19 protein-coding genes are annotated in these 22,747 nt (G+C 48.1%); 11 read left to right on the forward strand and 8 right to left on the reverse strand.

What is annotated here, in order from left to right; translation table 11 throughout:
* Positions 1-124 precede the first annotated feature (124 nt).
* Positions 125-886, forward strand: a complete 762-nt coding sequence (locus BMZ56_RS02285) for a DeoR/GlpR family DNA-binding transcription regulator (RefSeq protein ID WP_090623640.1) — start codon at positions 125-127, stop codon at positions 884-886.
* Here BMZ56_RS02285 and BMZ56_RS02290 read toward each other — a convergent pair.
* From BMZ56_RS02290 to BMZ56_RS02315, 6 genes are all read right to left on the reverse strand, one after another.
* The gene (locus BMZ56_RS02290) at positions 873-1,892 is read right to left on the reverse strand and encodes a lipid A deacylase (RefSeq protein ID WP_090623644.1); all 1,020 of its coding nucleotides are present in this window, start codon (positions 1,890-1,892) and stop codon (positions 873-875) included. The genes BMZ56_RS02285 and BMZ56_RS02290 overlap by 14 nt on opposite strands.
* An 8-nt stretch (positions 1,893-1,900) precedes the next feature.
* Positions 1,901-3,607: an ArnT family glycosyltransferase gene (locus tag BMZ56_RS02295; protein ID WP_090623648.1), complete on the reverse strand. Its 1,707-nt coding sequence runs from the start codon at positions 3,605-3,607 to the stop codon at positions 1,901-1,903.
* Positions 3,608-3,624: 17 nt separating this feature from the next.
* A complete protein-coding gene (locus BMZ56_RS02300) occupies positions 3,625-4,017 on the reverse strand; it encodes a GtrA family protein (protein WP_090623652.1) in 393 nt (130 codons plus the stop codon).
* Between the two features lie 371 nt (positions 4,018-4,388).
* A complete protein-coding gene (gene odhB / locus BMZ56_RS02305) occupies positions 4,389-5,654 on the reverse strand; it encodes a 2-oxoglutarate dehydrogenase complex dihydrolipoyllysine-residue succinyltransferase (protein ID WP_090623656.1) in 1,266 nt (421 codons plus the stop codon).
* Positions 5,655-5,678: 24 nt separating this feature from the next.
* Positions 5,679-8,480 (reverse strand): 2-oxoglutarate dehydrogenase E1 component, encoded by a 2,802-nt coding sequence (locus BMZ56_RS02310; RefSeq protein WP_090623661.1) that lies wholly within the window; start codon positions 8,478-8,480, stop codon positions 5,679-5,681.
* A gap of 89 nt (positions 8,481-8,569) precedes the next feature.
* The gene (locus BMZ56_RS02315; protein ID WP_090623665.1) at positions 8,570-9,823 is read right to left on the reverse strand and encodes a DASH family cryptochrome; all 1,254 of its coding nucleotides are present in this window, start codon (positions 9,821-9,823) and stop codon (positions 8,570-8,572) included.
* 246 nt (positions 9,824-10,069) lie between these two features.
* Between BMZ56_RS02315 and BMZ56_RS02320 the strand changes: the two genes are divergently transcribed.
* Positions 10,070-10,945, forward strand: a complete 876-nt coding sequence (locus BMZ56_RS02320) for a Rossmann-fold NAD(P)-binding domain-containing protein (protein ID WP_090623669.1) — start codon at positions 10,070-10,072, stop codon at positions 10,943-10,945.
* A 12-nt stretch (positions 10,946-10,957) separates the two neighbouring features.
* Entirely contained in the window at positions 10,958-11,893 is a 936-nt protein-coding gene (locus BMZ56_RS02325) for a TIGR01777 family oxidoreductase (RefSeq protein WP_090623674.1), read from the forward strand.
* Here BMZ56_RS02325 and BMZ56_RS02330 read toward each other — a convergent pair.
* A complete protein-coding gene (locus tag BMZ56_RS02330; RefSeq protein ID WP_090624439.1) occupies positions 11,877-12,521 on the reverse strand; it encodes a hypothetical protein in 645 nt (214 codons plus the stop codon). The two genes, BMZ56_RS02325 and BMZ56_RS02330, sit on opposite strands and share 17 nt — an antisense overlap.
* Positions 12,522-12,645: 124 nt before the next feature.
* Here BMZ56_RS02330 and BMZ56_RS02335 point away from each other — a divergent pair, with 124 nt between their 5' ends.
* The 8 genes from BMZ56_RS02335 (at position 12,646) to BMZ56_RS02370 (ending at position 22,305) form a co-directional block, all read left to right on the forward strand.
* Positions 12,646-14,718 (forward strand): TonB-dependent receptor, encoded by a 2,073-nt coding sequence (locus tag BMZ56_RS02335; protein WP_090623678.1) that lies wholly within the window; start codon positions 12,646-12,648, stop codon positions 14,716-14,718.
* Between the two features lie 40 nt (positions 14,719-14,758).
* A complete protein-coding gene (gene fbaA / locus BMZ56_RS02340) occupies positions 14,759-15,838 on the forward strand; it encodes a class II fructose-bisphosphate aldolase (protein WP_090623683.1) in 1,080 nt (359 codons plus the stop codon).
* A 149-nt stretch (positions 15,839-15,987) separates the two neighbouring features.
* Complete coding sequence (locus tag BMZ56_RS02345; RefSeq protein ID WP_090623688.1) at positions 15,988-16,605, forward strand: hypothetical protein; 618 nt, start codon at positions 15,988-15,990, stop codon at positions 16,603-16,605.
* 128 nt (positions 16,606-16,733) lie between these two features.
* A complete protein-coding gene (locus tag BMZ56_RS02350) occupies positions 16,734-17,417 on the forward strand; it encodes a hypothetical protein (RefSeq protein WP_090623692.1) in 684 nt (227 codons plus the stop codon).
* Positions 17,418-17,443: 26 nt separating this feature from the next.
* Entirely contained in the window at positions 17,444-18,226 is a 783-nt protein-coding gene (locus BMZ56_RS02355) for a hypothetical protein (protein WP_090623696.1), read from the forward strand.
* A gap of 124 nt (positions 18,227-18,350) precedes the next feature.
* Positions 18,351-19,901: a glutamine-hydrolyzing GMP synthase gene (gene guaA / locus BMZ56_RS02360; RefSeq protein ID WP_090623700.1), complete on the forward strand. Its 1,551-nt coding sequence runs from the start codon at positions 18,351-18,353 to the stop codon at positions 19,899-19,901.
* Positions 19,858-21,114 carry a type 1 periplasmic-binding domain-containing protein gene (locus BMZ56_RS02365; protein ID WP_143072820.1) on the forward strand — a complete coding sequence of 419 codons (1,257 nt, stop codon included), beginning with the start codon at positions 19,858-19,860 and terminating at the stop codon, positions 21,112-21,114. The genes guaA and BMZ56_RS02365 overlap by 44 nt, the downstream gene beginning before the upstream one ends.
* A 15-nt stretch (positions 21,115-21,129) precedes the next feature.
* A complete protein-coding gene (locus BMZ56_RS02370) occupies positions 21,130-22,305 on the forward strand; it encodes an RsmB/NOP family class I SAM-dependent RNA methyltransferase (protein ID WP_090623705.1) in 1,176 nt (391 codons plus the stop codon).
* A gap of 7 nt (positions 22,306-22,312) precedes the next feature.
* On the opposite strand, the gene trxA is transcribed toward BMZ56_RS02370, so the two are convergent.
* Complete coding sequence (gene trxA / locus BMZ56_RS02375) at positions 22,313-22,609, reverse strand: thioredoxin (protein ID WP_090623708.1); 297 nt, start codon at positions 22,607-22,609, stop codon at positions 22,313-22,315.
* Between the last annotated feature and the right edge of the window lie 138 nt (positions 22,610-22,747).

The raw sequence follows: 22,747 nt of genomic DNA on the forward strand, positions 1-22,747 counted from the left end.
TATTTCGATATGAAAAACAAAACGAAATATATAAAATGTGTAAGTGAAATAAAACGAAACAAATCAAAATGATTAATCGCATTTTAAGAGTAAATATGTACCTTAGTGGGCAAAATCGGAATCCATGAATAATGTAGAGCGTCATCAGTTTATTATCGATCACTTACACCAACAGGGTTCCGTTAACGTATTGGAGCTTTGTAAGCTGTTGGAGGTATCGTCGGTTACGATACGTAAAGATTTGAAATTACTGGAAGACCGTCAGTTGCTTTTTCGGACCCATGGTGGCGCTACATTGACGAATCCGTATACCATAGACCGTACGGTTTTTGAAAAGGAGAAAATGCAGGCGTCGGAGAAGGTTGCAATTGCGAAAGAAGCGGCGTCGATGATAGCGGGAAATGATTCCATTATCATTGCTTCGGGCACCACCGTTCAGGCAATGGCTCGCGAAATCCAACCCACGGGAAACCTCACGGTCGTGACATCGGCACTGAACGTGGCCGTTCAGTTGATTAAACACCCCAACGTGGAGATTCTGCAGTTGGGAGGAATATTGCGTAAAAGCTCTACCTCAGTGGCGGGATTGTACGCTGAGCAGATTCTGAGCGACTTTTTTTGCAGCAAGCTTTTTCTGGGTGTAGACGGTATCGATTTGGAATTTGGGTTGACTACTACCAACGCACAGGAAGCACACCTGAACCGGAAAATGATGGAGGTTTCACAGAAAGTGATTGTGCTGGCAGATTCCACTAAATTCGGTAAGCGGGGGTTCGGCCGCATATGTGGCATTGATGAAGTGGATTACATCATCACCGACAAGGGTGTATCTCCACACACGGTAACCGCTTTGGAAAAACTGGGTGTGAAGGTCACCGTCGTTTAGTATACAACCGCCCGAGGTTATATTGCAGCGTAAACTGTTGCTGGTTATCGATGGCTCCGGGCGTGAAGTGGAAACTCAACGTAAACTTACTTTCGAGTCCTTTGTATTGCAGGGGTTTCCATCCCAGTTCCAGCCGATTGTAAAAATTGGCCGTATAAAACCGGTCGCCATAGGCTACATCCAGCCCTTCGCCGGCATACAGGGTGTTAGCGATGAATATCTTTCGATATTCCGCATAGATGTCGCCCATGAATCCCTTCGGTAACCGCCAATTGTATACACCACGCAGCCGGTCGTAGGCGATAACACCGCCGCCATTTATGTCTAGCGAATCCAGGAAGACAAAAGGGGAGAGGTCCAGGCCAAACTTCAGTGCCGTCGCACCGTTATCACGTACCGGCATCTCATTCGCATCGGTATTGTTTTTCCGGCCTGCATCGTGCCACAGCGTGATGTGGTGTGCGAAATAACCAATGCCCAGGCTGACACGGCCAGAAATGCCAACCATAAATTGTTCCCGCTCGATTTCGGTCTGCCGGCTCGTCCAGTCGATCCAGATCTGTTGATGGAAATGGTCGCCTGCATACCGCCAGAGCATTCCCTCAATATTCGGCCGATAATAGCTCAACGTATCGTTCAGTAATGCCCGCGGGTATTCGTTCAGCAGATCTTTACGCGGAAACATGCCAATATAGAAATCGTGCCCGGCTTGTTTATAGTTATAGTAGATGGTCGGCGTGATCTGCTCGGCCGTCGTACCCTTTGAACCAAACTCATGCAGGAAATTAGCCCCCGCATGCAAGAAATGGATACTATCCAGTGATAGATTGATTTCGGGCGCGATGCGAACACCGAGTATCGATTGTGAATATAAACCCGATTTCGCATATTCGCGATTATCAGCAAACCCATGGAAGTAAACATTCCAACCGAAATCCTGCGCGTAGCCATGCACGGCAGTGAGCAAGGTAAAGAAGGCAAGGGTAAGATGTCGGATGGTGCGCATAGCGAATGTTAATTGTTTAAAATCGTTATCGGTATTTTCTTACTGTTTCTCGAACCGGTAAACGGTGTCGTCCGGATGGAAAATACCAGCTGGTAATCATCGGGTACTTCCGGCATGCGCAGCGTGGTCGAAACAGATGCCGTTCCGCCGGGAGCGATCTGTAGGTGCCGGTAATCACCGGGGATTTCCTTGAAATTTCCGGGATCGTAAATCCGCTGGGTAAAGCCATATTCGATAAAACATTTCCATTTTCCGGCGTTGGAGAAGGAAATGGTATCGGAATAGGGATTGTAAAGTTCCAGATTTACCCGTTGCAAGGTGCCTGCCCCGACACGTTTGGCCATGCCCTTTACCGTGATTGCCACTTTTTGGTACGTCCGTACCGAATCGATGCGGGTAAGATACAGCCGCCCTCGGTTGGTTTCGATGGAATCGGGATTGAATGCTTCGTCATGCCGCTTGAACGATGCAAAATAAGCGGGTTGGTTGCGCAGGCTGTCTTCGATGGGCCAATAATCGTATTGGGTTTTCCGGTACGTCCGTGTATTGTACGAAAAGCCGCTGACCGTTTGGTTGACAAAGTTGTAATTCGAGATGTCCTGAAATCCATTGTCCATGATCAACTTTTCATCGCCGATCGCTTTGTGCAACTGTTTCGCAAAGGCTACCTTGCCCCAGAATTGCTTTAGCCCCTTTATGTTGGACAATCCCGGCAGCGGGAAAATCAGGATTACCCGAATCAGGACAATGAGTCCGATATTGGCGTACAGTAACCGCTTGAACCAACGCGGAAGCTGGGGCAGCTGGGCGAGATATAGATAGGCGAGTATAAAAAACGGGATAAAAGCCAGCAACGTCCAATGCGCTTCAATGCGGCTTTTGAATGAACTCAGGAAGAAGAACAGCAAGAAACCAAAGCAGTTGAATTTCAATATCCGTAAAAAGACATCAGGTGTCTTTTGGCGGTATACGTAGTAGTATAAAAAAATGCCCGTCAACGGGCCCACAATGAGCAATTGGCTGAGCAGGAAATCGGTAGTGAACGAAAACCGGTATTCCCGTGCGGTGCGATCAAACAAGTGGTATTCGATCGACGGATAGCCGTTGTTTACCTGCCAAAGAATATGCGGTAAAAATAGTACAACTGCCATGCCGGCAATCAGCCAGAAGCTCGGACGCTTAAGTAATTTCCATTGCGCGAGAATGGTAAATGCGAATACGAGGATGGCGTGATATTTACTATACAGCATGGCCGCCGCAATCAGGCCCAGAATGAGGGCATAATCAAAGCGATCCTTTTCGAGGTACTTGCGCAGGAAAAAAAAGAAAAGTACCGTAAAGAAGAAAAGTGGCGTATCCGGTGTGGTGATGAAGCTGTATACATGTAAAATCAGCATGCTGCTGTACAACAGGATAAATAGGTTAAGTTGATTGGCATACGCTTTCGCAATTTTCCATAAAATGAATATTGCCGCAACGTTGGATACAACACTGAACAACCTCACCCCCAGGGCGCCGGGCATCAGCAGCGATCCCAGCTTGATGAATACCGCAACCATCGGTGGATGGTCGTAATATCCCCAGTCGAGAAACCGGCTGAATACCCAGTAATAGGTTTCGTCATAATGCAGCTCGGAAAAGGCGGACTGGATGAAATTGATGATTAACCAGGTCAGTAGGAAATAAAAAAGGGTACGTGTGGTTTTATCTGGCATAAAAGGCGGATGCTACATCAAGCGGAAAATGTATATAAATAATTCCCTAAAAAATTCCATATAGAGACAATGGCGATTGCAATGAGCTTGGACAGGTAGAAATTGAGCTTCATTTTTCCATGCAGCAGGAATAGGACCAAGTTGTTGATCAGTAACCCCACCAGCGCAAATCCGACAAACTTGGAAAATTCAAAAAACATGTCCTGTCCGGTGGCGTGGAACGTCCAGTATTTGTTTAATAGGTAATTGGTTACCGTTGCTGTACAAAACCCCAAAGAATTAGCTACGTATTTATGAAACTTGAATTTCTCCTTGCATAACCAAGTGATTCCGAAATCAACCACTACACCGGATAGGCCAACGAGGCCAAATCGCAGAAACTTGGTGAAGAATTCCGAATCAATTACCATCAGGGCAAATTTTAGTTGGGCCAAACTTAGATAAACTTCGATATAAAAGCAAGTTTATCGCCTTTTCCAGGTGCTTGTGGACTTCCATGGCTGTGCACCGCAACTGGAACGCTCGCTGTGCTCACACCCCAAGGTTGCTTATGCATAGCCAAAGCAATCCCGGACAACGCCTATGACCCCGATCCGATGTTTTAAGGACGCTGCTCGCAAGCTGGAATCCGCTAAGCTTTGCTTGCGTCTCCACAAGGCTTGCTCTGCAGCGTCCTTAAAACATCTGCGGAGTCGAAATGGCATGCCTGGGAGACAAAAAAAAGATGCTGAAGTATACACCTCAGCATCGTTTATAGTATATAACCTAAAACCGGATTGAATTAAACTTCCAATAACAACCGTGCAGGATCTTCCAGTAGTTGCTTCACACGGACCAGAAAGCTTACTGACTCGCGCCCATCGATGACCCGGTGGTCGTATGACAGCGCAATATACATCATGGGGCGGATCACGACTTGCCCATTTTCCGCAACAGGTCGCTCGATGATGTTGTGCATCCCCAGAATGGCCGATTGCGGTGCGTTGATGATGGGGGTAGATAGCATCGAACCAAAAACCCCACCGTTGGTAATGGTAAATGTTCCGCCTGTCATTTCTTCGATGGTCAGTTTGTTATCCCGGGCTTTGGTAGCCAGCTCAACAACCGCCTTTTCAATCGCATGAAGTGAAAGCGAATCGGTATTCCGAATGACGGGTACCACCAAACCTTTGGGGGCCGATACCGCAATTGAAACATCCACAAAATCACTGTATACAATTTCGTCGCCATCGATGCGGGCATTGACAGCGGGCCATTCTTTCAGCGCAGTACACACGGCCTTGGTGAAGAAAGACATGAAGCCTAGCCCCACACCGTGCTTTTCCTTAAATATTTCTTTATACTTGGCCCGCAGGTCCATGATGGGTTTCATGTTTACCTCGTTGAAAGTGGTAAGCATGGCTGTCTCATTTTTGACGGACACCAATCGTTTGGCGATGGTTTTCCGCAATGCCGAGAGCTTTTGCCTCCGTTCGTTGCGTTCGCCGCTGCTTGCCGGTGCTGATCCGTCTGTCACAGCCGGTTTGGTAGTTTCGGCAGGCGCTGCATTTGATGCTTGAGCTTCCGCTTTTTCCGCGTCCTCTTTGGTAATGCGCCCATCTTTGCCCGTGCCTTTTATACCGGAGGGGTCAATATCTTTTTCTCGAAGAATCTTAGCCGCGGCCGGAGAAGCGGTTCCCGTTGCGTAATTTTCGCTTTTAGGGGCACCTTCGCTGGTTGCTTGAGGCGCGGTGTCAGACTTCGGAGCCGCTGCGGTTTCCTGTACAGGCGCCTCTTTCTTGTCGCCTTGGTCACCACTTCCCGACGGGGCCTTGCCTTCCTCAATGGTGGCTACCAATGCACCGATTTCAAGTGTATCGCCCTCTTGGGCAACAATCCGAAGAACGCCGGCCTTCTCGGCAGGCAGTTCGAAGGTGGCTTTGTCCGATTCGAGCTCGGCAATGTTTTCATCCATTTCCACGTAGTCACCATCCTGTTTCAGCCATTGGGATAAGGTTACTTCTGAAATGGACTCGCCTACGGTCGGTACTTTTATTTCTACGCTCATATATGACGGTATTTAGCTAAGCTGTTAGTCCGCTTTTGCGGCAACTTTTACGCTGGATTTTACGTTTTCCTTAACCTCGGCACCGGCTTTATCTTCAAAAGCCCTGCCCACTACGGCAAGCTGTTGCGAAATGTGCTGTTTCGCATATCCGGTAGCCGTACTACTGCTTTCTTTTCGCGATACCACATCGAGCACGATGTTGCGGTTTCTGAATTTACGGCAGATATAGGGCCACGCGCCCATGTTTTCAGGCTCTTCCTGTACCCACAGGAACTCCCTTGCGTTTTTGTATTTATTCCGCACGGCACGCAGTTTATCCATAGGGGTGGGGTATAGTTGTTCCACCCGTACAATAGCCACGTCTTTGCGTTTGTCGGTCTGTTGTTTCTCAAGCAGGTCGTAGTAAATTTTACCGGAGCAGAAAAGCACACGCTTTACATCGGCCGACTTCACATAACTATCGTCGATGACTTCCTGAAACTGTGACCGGGTGGTGAATTCGGAAATCGGGCTCACAACCTTCGGATGACGCAGCAGGCTCTTCGGCGTAAACACGATCAGCGGCTTGCGGAAATCGCGCTTAAGCTGTCGGCGTAACACATGGAAAAAGTTTGCCGGAGTGGTGCAGTTGACAATCTGCATGTTGTTTTCTGCGCACAATTCCAAAAAGCGCTCAATACGTGCCGAAGAGTGTTCCGGACCTTGCCCTTCCAATCCATGCGGTAATAGCATAACCAGCGCATTCGAACGCCGCCATTTGGTCTCCGCACTGGAAATATATTGGTCCACAATAATTTGTGCACCGTTATAAAAATCGCCGAACTGCGCCTCCCAGATGGTCAGTGATTGCGGGTTTGCCAACGCATAGCCATATTCAAATCCCAATACGCCGTATTCGGAAAGATGGGAGTTGTAAATGTTGAACCGTTCACCTCCGCTGATCTGTTGAAGGGGAATGTATTCTTCTTCGGAGTCTTCCAAAGTAAGTACCGCATGGCGATGGGAGAACGTACCGCGCTCTACGTCCTGCCCGCTTACCCGAACCCTTGATCCTTCATCCAGCAGCGTGGCATAAGCCATGAGCTCACCCATGGCCCAGTCGAACGTTTTTGATTCAACCATTTTGGCACGTTCATCAAACAGGCGCGAAATTTTGCGGAAGAATTTTTTATTGTTCGGTAGTGTGGTAATTTCCTTGGCGAGTGTCAAAAACGTCTTTTCAGAAACTCCTGTTTTTGCGGAAACGAAGATATCTTCGTATTTCGCTTTGCGAAGACCCTTCCATGCACCGGAATACATGGGGTTGTCTTGGGTCAGGTTTTCGTCTTCTTTGGAATCGTCAAGCCGTTCCTGCAGAAGTTTGCGGAAATCCTTTTCCATCTCCTTTGCCAGGTTTGCATCTACGCTGCCCTGCTCTAGCAATTTCTGATTATAAATTTCGCGTGGATTGAGATGTTTTTCGATCGCCTTATACAATAACGGCTGCGTGAATTTGGGCTCATCAGCCTCGTTGTGCCCGTACCTCCGGTAACACAACAGGTCGATAAATACATCGGTGTGGTATTTCTGACGGTATTCAACCGCTAAATTGATCGCATATACCAATGCCTCCACGTCATCACCATTCACATGGAATACGGGCGACAAGGTCACCTTCGCAATATCGGTACAGTAAGTGGATGACCGCCCATCTTTAAAATTGGTGGTAAAACCTACTTGGTTGTTTACCACAATATGGATGGTGCCACCGGTGCGGAAACCTTCCAGTTTGGACATCTGAATGACTTCGTAAACAATGCCCTGAGCGGCAACCGCGGCGTCACCATGGATGAGTATCGGTGCAATCTTAGTCGCATCGCCGCCATATTTCATGTCGATTTTCGAGCGAACAATCCCCTCGACCACCGGATCAACCGTTTCCAGGTGGGATGGGTTGGGCACTAGGCTCAAATGTACGCTTGCTCCGTGATTGGTCGTGATGTCCGTAGAATAGCCGAGGTGGTATTTCACATCGCCCCCAAAATCCTGCTCCGCTTCTTCTGCATAGGTTTTCCCTTCAAATTCCGAAAAAACGCTTTCGTACGATTTGCCCAGTATGTTGGTCAGCACATTCAGGCGGCCACGGTGGGCCATGCCGAGTACAAATTCCTGGATGCCCAACTCGGTGCCTTTTTCAATGACCGAGTCCAAAGCGGGAATGAGACTCTCCGCACCTTCAAGCGAAAAACGTTTCTGGCCGAGGAATTTGGTTCCGAGGAAGTTTTCGAACACTACCGCCTCATTCAGCTTTCTGAGTATTCGCTTTTTCGTCTCCAACGGGAAGTTTGGCGTGTTGCGTTCGCCTTCCATGCGGTCTTGCAACCACTTGATTTTTTCGGGGCTCCGGATGTATTTAAATTCGGCCCCGATGGAGCGGCAGTAGGTGTCTTCGATAAGCTGGCGGATATCGCGCAATGTGGCGGGCCCCAACCCGATCTCAACACCTGCATTAAATACGGTGTCCATATCGGCTTCCGTGAGGCCGAATGTTTCCAATTCCTTGCCCGGATAATATTTTCTGCGCTGGCGTACCGGATTGGTCTCGGTGAACAGGTGCCCACGGTCGCGGTAGCCATTGATCATATTTAAGACGTTGATTTCCTTCAGCACATGGTCGGGAGTGGCCTGGGCACCCGATGCCGTTGCTGTACCGTTCTGGCCGAAATCAAAACCTTCGAAAAATTTTTGCCAGCCGAAATCAATAGAATTGGGGTCTTCTTTATATGCTTCGTATAACGAGTCGATGTAGGCCGAATCTGCGTTACTCAGATAAGAAAGCTTGTCCATTTAGTTGTTTATGCAATAATGCGCCAAAGTTATAATTATTAAATCGTTTACCATAGCAATACCCCACAATTTTATGGCCAAACTTTACGCTATTCGAATTCCATGACCTCTTTGGGGTAGAACTGCGCGGTCAGCTTTTTGATATCCACTGGTTTGTTGTCTTTGAGACTACTGCCCACGCCCGCCAAATGTGCCCAATTGCCATAATTATTGGCGGGACCGTAATCGATGAGCTTTTCTTCAAACCAGGCAGCACCTTTCAGCCAATTGACTTTTAATTCATAAATGAGGTACCAAGCAACAATAACCCGCTGGTAATACGGAAGGTATCCCGTATCATTGAGTTGTTGAATACTTCGGTCTACAATCGGGTTGCCCGTATTTGCGCATTTCCAAAGGTCGAAGCGTTTATCGTCATTTGCGGCAATCTCTGGCGGGGTGCCTGTTAAGCCGGTCAGCCGGAAAAAACGATTGCCATGTTTTTTGAACATAAACCGATAATAATCCCGCCACAGCAACTTCAGTATAATCTGTTCACCGCGCTTCTTATCTAATGTAGTGTTTTCTGCTTCCTTGGTGGCGTGGTACAGCGTATTGGGAGACAACGCACCCACAGCGATGTAGGGAGAAAGCTGGCTATAATCCTCCAACGTCGACGATTGATCGCGCAGAAATGCCTGCATCTGCTTTAAGGCAACTGCTTCTCCTCCACGAAATTCCAGGTTGGAAGCCTGCACAATTTCTTCGCTGCCAAAACCAAGTTCCGCCAATCCTGGGACTTTTCCGGCATCCATTCCTTCCGGTATGCGAAGGGCTTTCGGTGTGTCCAGCTGCGGGCGTATGGAACTCTCTCGTTCTGTTTTTTTCTTGAAAACCGAAAAAGCATTCGGAATGTCGCGGATGGGAAAGGGAAGATCTTCTTTATGATATAAGGTATGGCCAATGAAATGTCTGAGATTGATCTGCATTTTCCAAAGCGCCTCTTCCACAAGCCCCGATATATAGGTCTCTTCATAGGCTACTTCGCGATGGTGATAAACCTCATCCACCTGGTATTTTTCCGCAATTTGAGGTAGCAACTCCTCCGGGTGGCCATAGTTGACGATCAAGTCACCACCCAATTGTTGCAAGGTTTGCCGTAGCGCCAGGACATTTTCCCGAAGGAAGGCGGCACGCAGTACGCCCGTCTTTCGCGTGCCGTATTTGGTCTTAGCGAAGTGCCGTGGGTCAAAGCAGTAAACGGGTACGATTTGGTGGCTGCGCTCGATAGCGCGAAGCAGAATTTCATTGTCATGAATGCGCAAATCGTTCCTGAACCAAACCAAGATCGTCCTCTCTTCCATACTTACTAAGGGATTAAATTCTACAAATATAAGCTTTATTTGCGGGAAGCAACTACTGTTTTGTCGTCGACAGGTAAGAATTGACACTAAAATCACAATTGCCAACAATTTCACGAGCGGCTGTTTGTAAGCTGTTCATTTTTTTTAAGTTTGCAAAAAAAAACACCGCCCGGAAACATTATTGGTTTTCGATTGTAGTAGCTATAATTAATAACCAAGCCGCCTTCTTAAAGGGTATGATTGTATATGGAAGTCCTGATAACCGGTCTTAATAATTATTTAGCAAGAAACATTGCAGTGTGTCTTGCTGAGGCGGATTATCAAGTAACCTGTTTACTGAGGAACAGTAAGTTTTTTTACAAACATGTGCCTAAAAAATATGGAATTAATATCATTGAAGGTGATCTGTTCCGGGGAACGCTACCGCCGGGCCTGAGCAAAGAAACGCGCGCAGCATTCTATTTTAATCAGTCGCCTATCGATGAAATTGATATCCGCCTGGAGATGGATCTCATTGCTTTGCAGAAATACATCCGGGTGCTCAAGTCAACAGCATGTGAGCATTTGATCTACGTGACAAAATTATCTGACGATAACATCGACCGGGTTAAATCTTTCCTGAATCAAAGCGGAATGGCTTACACGGTTATACGGATTAGTAACATCGTTGGTAAAGGTTCCGCGCTGATGAATATCTTTTCAAATTTAGCCAAACAGCGATGGATTGTCCTTCCCAAGGAATTTGTAACAAGTCGTTGCCAGCCGATCCATTTATTAGATGTGTGTGCCTATCTCAGTAATATTATCCTAAATACCGACACGTATGGGAAGGTGTTTGATATAGGGGGGCCGGAAGTGATGACGTATAAAGAAGCGTTCGAACGTTATCTGGACATCGCTAAATTGAAGAAAAATATCCTGGCGATACCCGGCTTTGGTAAGCCGATTTCGATTTTTATGGGACGATATGTCTATAAGTTTGAACAGGATGTAGCAGCTGCATTTATGGCCTATATGGGCAAAGATCTGGTAGCTGTAAATGATGGACTCGCTGCGTATTATCCGGGAATTAAACTGGCGCCCTTTCATGTCTCCTTACGATACGCGCTGGGGTTGTCTTAAATCAGCGGGGTAATGAATAATATTGCGAATAAAGGACGAATATTGGTAACCGGTGCGACCGGTTTAGTCGGCGGGGCATTGGTGCCTGCGTTAGTAGGTAGTGGTTATGCTGTTAACGCACTGAGCAGGTATAAACGAGCCTCAGAATTGCCGAATGTCCGATTCTTTCAGTGGGATATTGCCGCCAATAAAGTAGATGAGTCGTGCTTAGATGGCGTATGCGCAATTATTCACCTCGCGGGTGAAAACATCGCGGCACTTCCATGGAGCAATGCGCGGAAACGTCTGCTGCGCGATAGTCGTATTCAATCTATTTTAATGCTGTATGATTTGCTCCACAAACGCAAGGACCACGAAGTAACGACCGTGGTATCGGCCTCGGCTTCGGGCTATTACGGAGATAGGGGGGACGAGCGGATCACGGAAGATAAACCCCCGGCTTTAGACTTTCTGGGCAACACATGTAAGGACTGGGAGCACACGGTGGGCGAGGGGAGGGCGCTTGGATTGCGTACCGTTTCGCTGCGGAGTGGGGTTATCCTTTCCGCCCAGGGTGGCATCTTTTCTAAATTTGCCGGTTTTGTCAAAAAGGGATTGGGTGCGGTGCCAGGTACCGGCAGGCAATGGCTACCCTGGATTCACATAGCCGACGCGGTGGCTATGTATATTTTTGCGCTGGAACATAACGGCATACATGGTGTATACAACATGATCGCACCTGCACAAGTCACATTTTCTGCATTTGTCCGGTCGACTGCCGAAGCATTGAAAAAGCCCTTATGGCTACCGAATATCCCGCAATTCTTGTTAAAGGCAGTGATGGGGCAAATGAGTGAAATGCTGCTCGGCAGCACACGCATGTCGGCCGAAAAAATTCAAAATGCAGGTTTCAAGTTTCGGTACCCCGAAATAAAAACAGCCGTGGCCTCCCTCATTCCGCAGCTTTGACTGTACTTTTCCCATCCCGGCCCGGTGTTCCCGAATATACCTGTCCTTGGGAAAGGTTGCCCAGCGGTCTGCCGGGTGCACCCATATTAATTAGACTGTAGATCCGGGAAAGGTCATTTTGTGGATTTACGCGGTAGCCGCCTGCTCGTGTGTCAATTTGGAGGTAATGGTCAGACTTTTTATCTTCGGTCTGCGGAACAATTCCGTCGCTGTCATAAGTGAAATTTACATCGCCACCATCCCCATTGGGAAAAGTGCGCGATCCATTATTGCTGGCATCTTGCCCACCCGTAAGAACGTATAATGCCCCCAGTTTTTCAAAGCGCGCGTGGATATCAAAATCGGTGCCGTTATTTTTTCCGTCGGTGCCGAAGATATAGGCCCGTTTATCGATCGCTGCGTAACCGATATCCAATTTTACGTCCTTCTTACCATAGAATACCAACTGGCTCCGATCGGCCATAAGCAACGTGTCGATGCGCAATACCAACGAAGAGTCTTTCCCGCCGCTAAATACTTCCTTTTTTTTCTTACCGATAGCTAATTTTCCGATATGCAATGTGTCGGTCTCTTGTGCAAATGCACCAATCGAGCACAGGGTTAATATAAATACAATAAAGTTTTTCATCACCTGCATCCTCCTTGTTAATTAAGACATTTTTTACCAGTTAAAGTTTAATTCGTGTTACAATTATCCGCAACGCATGGACGATCGCGTCCTAATCCTTAACTTCGTCCCAAGTTCATTATCCATGATACGTTTTATTTTATTCTGTATAGTACTTGTTCCCGCATTTCCATCCGTAGCTACCGCGCTTCAGGATACAACCACACACCTGGAGGAGGTAACGGTAAGGGCTTATTTTACCGAGCAACCACTATTACGGCTAACGGCTTCTGCCGGCGTGGTTGGCCGCACCACACTTGGCCATCAGCAGGGAACAACCTTGTTGCCGGCGATAAATACCGTGCCGGGCGTGCGGATGGAAGAGCGCTCACCCGGCAGCTACCGGCTTTCGCTTCGGGGTAGCCTGTTGCGCTCGCCCTTCGGTGTCCGCAACGTAAAAGTATACCTAGACGAAATTCCGCTTACCGATGCGGGTGGAAATACGTATATCAACTTATTGGATGCAGGGGGCATAGCAGAAATTGAGGTGCTGAAAGGACCCGACGGAAGTCTCTTCGGTGCCAACTCGGGCGGTGTGGTGCTGATCCGGCCGCAGGGCATGCGTGATGAACAGGACCATACCGCATCGTTACGGGTGAACGGCGGATCTTTTGGGCTGTTCCACGAACAACTATCCACCACGCTGAATCCGTCGCCCGGTTATCGGTTCGGTTTCAGCCAGGCATACCAGCGCGCAGACGGTTATCGGCAGCATTCGGCGATGAAACGGGCAGCTTTTCAAACCGTACAACGATGGAATTACAAACCGGAAAGCGAGCTACGATTGATCGCCCTGTATTCAGACCTGCGCTATCTTACCCCCGGCGGACTTACGGAAGCGCAATACACAAACAACCCCAAACTTGCCCGTCCGGCCACACCGGCCACGCCGGGAGCGCTGGAACAGCAGGCGGGCATTGTCAACCAAACGCTCATCGGTGGCCTTGTCCACGATACCCGCATCGGCACACGTCTTAAGCATGTTGCTACGGTATTTGGCTCACATACGGATTTCAGCAATCCGTTTATCACTAATTATGAAATCCGTGACGAAGCCAATGTCGGCTTTCGTACCTATCTGGATTATACGGGTGGCCGTTCCACGGCATTCTCCTGGCATGCCAACGTGGGCATGGAGTGGCAGTATGGGAAAAATGATTTTGCTAACTACGAAAACCACGGCGGTGTACGCGGCGATGCCATGGCAATCGATGCCCTAAGGAGCAATCAGCACTTTTACTTTGCGCGCTTCAGCGCCGATGTGTATCATCGCCTGTTGCTGGAAACGTCGTTGAGCCTCAATTATTACGGATATCGATTCAGACCTCTTTTTCCCGACAGTGAACCTCGTTACACCCGGCGGACATTTGATGCTGAATGGATGCCCCGCGCTGCCTTATCGTATATGTTTAATCCGCAATCGGCAGGACGGGTTTCTGTTTCAAGGGGATATTCGCCTCCTACACTCGAAGAAGTCCGTGCATCCGACCAGGTAATTAATACGGCACTTGGCGCCGAGACCGGATGGAATTATGAAATCGGTTTCCGATGGCAGACCCCTAACCGGCGGGTAACCCTAGATGGATCGGTATTTTACTATCGCATGGAAGATGCCATTGTCCGTCAGATACTTGAAACGGATGCCGAATTTTTCGATAATGCAGGTGGGGTTACCCAGCGCGGGATAGAGCTATCGACTTCGACCTGGGTGATCGAACCGGGGCAAACGAGTTGGTTGCGGGGGCTTCAACTGGGGGCAAACCTGACGCTGAGTAAATTCCGTTTTGGCGACTACCGAGTAGGCAACGATGATTTTACAGGAAATAAGCTTACTGGCGTGCCCGGAACAACGCTGGTCAGCAGCGCATCGATGCAATTTCCAAAAGGCATCGGGGCTTACGTCATGCACAATTATACGTCGGCCATTCCACTGAACGACGCGAATACCGTGTTTGCCAACGCCTATCATGTATTACAGGCTAAGGTGACATGGGATAAGCCCTTGGGAAGCAATGTGATATTTCAGGTTTTTGTTGGAGGGGATAACCTGTTGAATCAACGCTACAGTCTGGGAAATGACATCAATGCCTTTGGCGGCCGTTTCTTCAACGCGGCGTCGCCACGCAATTTTTATGGCGGAATAGCGTTACGTATTTAAAAAATTATGCCTACTTTCGAGACCTCAAAATAAAAGTATCATGAGTTTGAAAGATTTTAAAGGAGTGGTCACCGGTGATGCCGTTCAAGAATTATTTGAGGCAGCAAAAGCACATAAATTCGCCCTTCCGGCAGTTAATGTCATCGGTACCAATTCCATTAATGCCGTAATGGAAACCGCCAAGGCGGTCAACTCGCCAGTTATTATCCAATTGTCTAATGGCGGGGCACAGTTTTATGCAGGCAAATCATTGAATAACGACGGCCTGAAAGCCTTTGTCCTCGGAGCGGTATCCGCCGCTCAGCACGTTCATTTGCTGGCAGAACATTATGGTGTAGCCGTTATCCTTCATACCGATCATGCTGCCAAGAAGTTGCTGCCCTGGATCGACGGCCTGCTTGACCATGGCGAGCAATTTTTTAAGGCAAATGGGAAACCGCTGTTTTCCTCCCACATGCTCGATTTGTCGGAAGAGCCCATCGAAGAAAATATCGAAATTTCGAAGAAGTACCTGGCGCGGATGAAGCCACTTGGGATGACCGTGGAAATTGAGCTCGGCGTAACCGGCGGTGAAGAAGATGGAGTGGACAACTCCGACGTGGATAGCTCCAAACTGTATACCCAACCCGAGGAAGTTGCTTATGCGTATGAAGAACTCAAAAGCATAAGTGATAAATTTACGGTTGCGGCTGCCTTTGGCAACGTACATGGCGTATACAAGCCAGGTAATGTGAAATTACAGCCCGTCATCCTGCATAACTCGCAGGAATATATCCGGCAGAAATTTGGATTATCTGCTGAAAAGCCGGTCAACTTTGTCTTCCATGGTGGTTCGGGATCCGCTCCGGAAGAAATTACCGAAGCCATCTCTTACGGTGCCATCAAGATGAATATCGATACCGATATGCAATGGGCTTTCTGGGATGGTGTTCGTGAATACTACCAAGCCAAAGAGGGGTACCTGCAAAGTCAGATCGGCAATCCAGAGGGACCAGACTCACCGAACAAAAAATACTACGATCCCCGCGTTTGGTTGCGCAAAGGTGAGGATACCTTCGTTAAACGGCTTACCCAGGCATTCGGCGAATTGAATGCACTGGATGTAAACAGTAAGCTGTAAGCAGCAGGGGCACAGTCGATAGAAAAACCCTTGTCCAGGTAACGGGCAAGGGTTTTTTGTTCGCCTACCTGTAAAAATACCTAACACCGGGTATTTCATGAACCGCTATTCTTCGGTACGTTTGCAATGTATTTTATCGTTTCTAAATCATGAAAAACAGTAGTTGTTACCCGATTAAACTGGTATTTATTTTGTGTGCCCTGTTGATCGCATCTTGCGAAAAGAAAACCCCGAATCCCGATGAAGATCAAACGGAAAGCACGACCATTCCCAACTCCTTGCACATCGCATTTGAAACCCCGGATTGGAAGCGTCAAATCGATTGTTCGCACCTTGACCTCTACCCAAGTTCGGTAAACGATGAGGTGTTTTATGTATTTGCCAGTTCGCAATCTACCTTAAACACATTTGTATTTTCGTATCCCAGTCGTGCCAGTGAGCTGGAAAAGCCGGCGAGCAAAGGCAGGTATCCGGTAGCGGAATATGCGAATCCCACGGGACCGTTTCAGTATGGAATGAAATTGCCGCTGGATGACGACAAATTTGACATAACTTATGGCCGCCTGGTTAGTAACGCTGGAGATTCCGAGACGGAATTTACTGAAATTACCGAGATAAAGCGGGTGGGAACGGAGGGAGAATATGCCTTGTTCCAAATTAAGGGTCGGTATGGTTTTAATTCAACTTTGGAGACACCCTCCGGGACAGAAGTAGGAAACTATGTAAAAGGTACGTTTCATTTAAAGGTACGAGCGCTTATCGATTAAGTTCCGTAAGTCAACCAGCTGTTTCGCCTTTCTTTTGGAATACCAAAAATACCCGCTAGAGGGTATTTTTTTTGCTTATGGGTGCCGATACCTTTGTCCTGTCGAGTTAATCTTTAAATTATATAACCATGAAAACACGTAGACCCGTATCTTGCATTTTCTTTCTATTGTTAGCTTTTGCACTTTTTGCCTTACCTACTTATGCGCAGAAGGCAAAAAATCGCACCATTACCATTAACACCGAAAGCGGTGCCAGTCTCTATGTCGATGGAAGTCAGGTAACCGCCCCCGCCAAGATCAAAATCCCGAAATATGCGACCGTCAATGTAAAGGTTGAGAAGGTGGGTTTCGTCACGGAAATCCGTGACTATGAAAACAATGGTATCAATGTCATTCCAAAAACGGATTTTATCCAGCTCAACAAAGACGAGGCATACGAAAATTCATTTGTAACAAATCTTGCTAACCAAGATATTGATATCCGGCCGTCTCGAAATGCGGAGGAATCCTGGATTTTACTCAACCGCATTGTGACCGGCACGTTCGATGTGATCGCTATCATGGACAAAACCACCGGATACATGGCAACCGCCTGGTCTGCCAAGTCGTTTAATTCGGGCGTGGTGAGAACCCGTTTGATCGTCAAAACCAACAATACGGAGCCGCTGGAATACAAAGCGAAACTGGTGTCGGAAATTGCGCCTCCGGGTACCAGCGTGAATGCCGATGAATCCTTCCGTAAATGGGACAGGGTGTTGCGTACCTACGAAAATGTCATTCCCGATCTGCAAAGCCGGCTGTCGGTAAATTAAAACATAAACCAACATTTAAAATCATCATGATGTATTCTTTGAAAAACACCGTAGCGGGAATTGCTTTGATGTTGTTTGCAGTCAACACGTTTGCACAGCAGGCAACGGTTGCGGGTAAGGGTTACAAAGAATCCGACTTCGGTAAATTCTATGTACGGTTGGGTGTCAGTATTCCGCAGGGAGCCTTTGGCAAAGCGTTCGATCTGAGCGTACCTTTATATGAAAATATCTCCAAAAACGGCGGTGTGGGCGCAGACCTTGGCGTCAATGCGGAAATAGGAAAGTATTTCTTTTTCCACGAAGATCCGATTAACGATCTGTTCAAAGTTGGGTTAGACGCCGCCTTCTTTTCCTTCGGGTATAACATGGGCAAGTCCAAGCCTCATCCGGATGAAGAAGCCGAGGCGTTCGACTTTGTCACCGGCGCTGTGAAGCTGGGGCCCGTGGTATCTTTCAATGTGTCGGGCGACTTTTATGCAGATGTTTTCTTTAAGTTGGCACCCACCGCGTTATTGTCGTTCGAGCCGCCGTACCATTTTAAAGGTGGAATTTACGAACCGGATGCTGAAGTGCTTTATTTCAACACGGATGAGAAAGTCAATTTTGCATTTAAGACCGATTTCGGTATTAACCTGCGGTACCGGAGGGTGACGCTTACGGCCAGTTACGAGAGCGGCACATTCAACGTGCCGATGACCTATTACCAGAATGATGGGGCGGAAGAGGTATACGACACGGAACCCCGGGAGATGGATGGGAAAATGCCGATGGGACTGTTTCAGTTGAAGTTGGGGATCCAGGCATTTTAACTATATATCAACCGCCCCCGCGCTTATGGCGGAGGATGCCGCATAGAATTGCGGCATCCTGTATCCGAAGAAAATGTAAGTGCTAAATCTTAAAATCCTAAATGGTTTTCCGTACCTTTGGCCCATGCCAGAAAAAATCATGATCCTTGATTTCGGCTCCCAATATACCCAATTGATAGCACGCCGGGTGAGGGAACTGAACGTTTATTGCGAAATTCATCCCTATAATCACCTTCCGGAATTTGACGAAACGGTAAAAGGAGTCATTTTATCCGGAAGCCCTTATTCCGTGCGTCAGCCCGATGCGCCCAAGGTTGATTTCAAAGCGCTTCAGGCCAAATTTCCCGTACTTGGAGTATGCTATGGTGCACAGTACATTGCACAGCATTCGGGTGGGGAGGTCGTCGCATCGGAAATCCGTGAGTATGGCCGGGCAAATCTTCATTTCGTAGATCATGCCAACTCGCTTCTGGTAGATGTTCCCGCAGATTCCCAAGTGTGGATGTCGCACGGCGATACCATTTCGGATATTCCGGCTGGTTTTGAAATCATTGCAAGTACAGATAAGGTGAAAGTGGCTGCATATCAGGTGAAGGATACCCAAACGTATGGCATCCAGTTTCATCCAGAAGTAACCCATAGCACAGACGGTACGACTTTGCTGAAAAACTTCGTCGTCGATATCTGTGGTTGCACACCTTCGTGGACAGCCGACGCCTTCGTGGAAACGACGGTAGCCTCACTCAAAGAGAAATTGGGCGACGATCATGTGATCATGGCACTATCGGGAGGCGTCGATTCAACGGTTGCAGCCGTTTTACTCCATCAGGCCATTGGCAAAAACCTGCATTGCATCTTTGTAGATCATGGCTTATTGCGCAAAAACGAATACGAACAGGTACTGGAGTCATACCAGCATATGGGGCTCAACATTAAGGGTGTAAATGCGAAAGACCGGTTTTACCAAAAGTTAGGCGGCGTAAGCGAGCCCGAGCAGAAGCGAAAAATCATCGGGGCAGCATTTATTGATGAATTTGACGAAGCGGCACATGCCGTGCAGGCTGAGCTTCCCGAAGGAACATCGGTTAAGTGGCTCGGTCAGGGAACCATTTATCCGGATGTTATCGAATCCGTATCCGTAAAGGGTCCTTCGGCCACCATCAAATCCCACCATAACGTCGGGGGGCTGCCCGATTTTATGAAGTTGAAAGTCGTCGAGCCGCTCAATACGCTTTTTAAAGACGAAGTACGCAGGGTAGGGAAAGCATTGGGAGTAGCACCCAATATTTTGGGGCGGCATCCGTTTCCTGGGCCGGGACTGGCGATCCGGATATTGGGTGAGATTACCGCAGAAAAGGTGCGGATTTTGCAGGAAGCTGATGATATTTACATCCGCAATCTGCGCGAATCGGGTTGGTACGACAAAGTATGGCAGGCAGGTACCATCTTCTTGCCGGTACAATCGGTAGGCGTAATGGGGGATGAACGCACCTACGAACATGTGGTGGCGCTTCGCGCAGTCGGCTCGCTCGATGGGATGACAGCCGACTGGACACACCTGCCTTATGAGTTGCTGGCAAAAATATCAAACGAAATAATCAATCACGTAAAGGGTATAAATAGGGTTGTATATGATATCAGTTCGAAACCACCGGCTACGATTGAATGGGAATAACTGGTTAGTTGGGCTTGCACTTGTGTTTCTGGTTGCCGCCTGTACCCCCAAAGTACGGGTCTTACGTGGTACGGGAACCAAGACACCCCCCAAAACCCAGAAACCCACAGAGCAGGGTAAAACAGAAGAAAAGGCTGCTGAAACCGAAAAAGTTGAGGTAAACAACATTGCCTTGTTATTACCTTTTGAGTTAGATAAGGCCAACCCCCATGCCCCAAGCTCTGAAGATATCAGGCGGTCGGCATTGGCGCTGGATTTTTACCAGGGTTTTAAGCTCGGGTTGGATGCGCTTGCCGAAAAAGGAACCAATTTCAAGTTGAATGTGCTCGATACACGCGATGATCCGGCTGAAAATACACGCATAGCGAAACTGGAGGATGTGCAGGATGCCGCGTTGGTGGTTGGCCCGGTATATCCGAAGGAAATCCAAGTTTTTGGATTCAATGCGTCGCTGGAAGATGCGCTCCAGATCTCCCCCTTGGCGGCGAGTATGCCCTCTGAATTTAACCTGCCTAATTTGGTTACGGTTGCTGCTCCCATTACGACACATGTGCGGGCGCTGGCTACCCGCATCGCCCAGCAGTATCAGCCTGGGGATGCAGTGATCTTCTATCAGACCCAGGATGCGGCAAGTAAGCAGTTCCTAGCCCCGCTGAAGACCGAGATCAGTCGGCTGAAAAAAGACATTACGGTGATGGAGGTGACGGATGAACAATCGTTGGAAAGCAATGTGCATCTTTCGGGGAAAAACCTTATCGTACTGGCTACCACCAATAAGTACCAGATTTCTCCGATTTTGGCCCATTTACGGAAATTGCAAAGTGAGCTTTCCTATCAGATTCAACTGTTTGCCCACCCCAACTGGACGAAACTGGATTTTGATGAATCGGATGGATTGGCGTTATTCCGCACGTGTGTAACCAGCTCATATTATGTAGATAAGGGGCGTACGGACGTGCGCAAATTTGATGAACAATATCGCCGCGAATTTGGTGTAGCTGCTACAGAATTTGCATACAAGGGGTACGATGCAGCTTATTACTTCGGCGGACTGTTGGCTAAATATGGCGCCGACTATAAGGAACATATTACGCAAGCGGAATACAAAGGGCTGCATACTGTTTTCAAGTTCGAGTACAATTCCAATTGGGGGTATGTAAACAACGCCGTATCCATCTTGCAATATCGAAATGGCAATTTCATGCCTTTATAACCGGACCAGATAGCCATGACTACCGAGCGGCGGATAAACCACCAGATACGGACGGTTGGGCGACTGTTACAGGAATATGACCAACAACGGCATATGCCGTTGGCACGTTTCCTCACAGGGTTTTACAAACGTAACCGCCAGATGGGAGGGAATGACCGCCGGACCGTTTCTCGTCTTGTTTATCATTATTTCCGCATCGGCTCTGCAGCCCCCCACGCAGATTTATCTGTGCGACTGGCCATCGCTGAGTTTCTATGTGGCGAAGACAGTGCGGTAGTTCAGCAAGCGCTTCCTGAGCTGTATCCGGCGATCGGCTTGCCAATGGAAGAAAAGCTCGCTTTGCTTGAAAAGCATACTGATTTCCGCTTGGAAGATGTATTTCCCTTTCAAGCCCACTTGTCGGCGGGAATTGACGGGCTGGATTTCGTTAGAAGCTTATTTATTCAACCTGATCTCTTTATCCGCTTACGCCCCACCTGGGCGAGAGAAGTACAGGTACGGCTTACAGAAGAAGAGATTCCTTATCATGTATTAGACAAGTTTACGTTAGGCCTTTCCAACGGTGCGCCGCTGGATCGTATTGGGGGTATCGCAGGCAAATATACCGTACAAGACTATTCGTCGCAGCGCACCGGAGATTTTTTTGAAGCATCGAACGGGGAAAACTGGTGGGATGCCACCGCGGGAGCAGGAGGGAAGTCGCTTTTGTTGCTGGATAAGCAGCCGGGGATAAACCTACTGGTATCCGATATCCGGCCGAGTATCTTGCGCAACCTGGACGAACGTTTTGAAGAAGCGGGTTTTAAAAAATACCGGCAGAAAATTATCGATTTAACCAAAGATACAGCAACCATCCTTGGCGGCGAACAGTTCGATGGTATCATTCTCGACGCCCCTTGCAGCGGGTCGGGCACCTGGGGACGAACACCGGAGATGATAACTTCTTTTCGTTCGGATTCCATTCAGCAGTATTCAGCCATTCAGCGACAAATCGCTGAGCAAGTGATTAAACACTTGAAGCCTGGGAAACCGTTAGTTTACATTACGTGTTCGGTTTTTTCCGAAGAAAATGAACAGGTAATCGCGTACCTTCAAGATACCGGTTCGGTCGAATTGGAGCGGATGGAGCTTTTGCACGGCTACCGCCATCGCGCAGATAGCATGTTTGTCGCACGGCTATTCAAGCGGTGATTTTTAACTACACGTTTTCCTTTAGCAATCGTTCCAGCTCATTGGCAGGAAAAACACCTGACTGACGCCACTTGATTTGTCCATTTTTGAAAATAATCAGCGTAGGTACGCCCCGTATTTGATACTTGGTGGCAACCTGCGGGTTTTTATCTACGTCGATTTTAATGATCGATGCCGCATCGCCGATGCGCTGCTTCACGTCTTCCAAGATAGGTGCCTGTGTCTTGCACGGACCGCACCAGGTAGCGAAAAAATCGACTAACACGGGTCTTTCGCCATTAATCAGTTCATTGAATGTACTCATTTGTCTACTGTCTTCTTAATCAACGCCTTTTTTTGTTGATTGTTTTGCGCGCGGCAAAGATGCGCGTTTATCAACAAATATGCTATTTTCTCGCATCCTTAACAAACACGGGTTATCTTTGTGGAATATCAAGTTCGT

This window comes from Parapedobacter indicus (assembly GCF_900113765.1).
In the GTDB taxonomy this organism is placed as follows: Bacteria; Bacteroidota; Bacteroidia; order Sphingobacteriales; family Sphingobacteriaceae; genus Parapedobacter; species Parapedobacter indicus.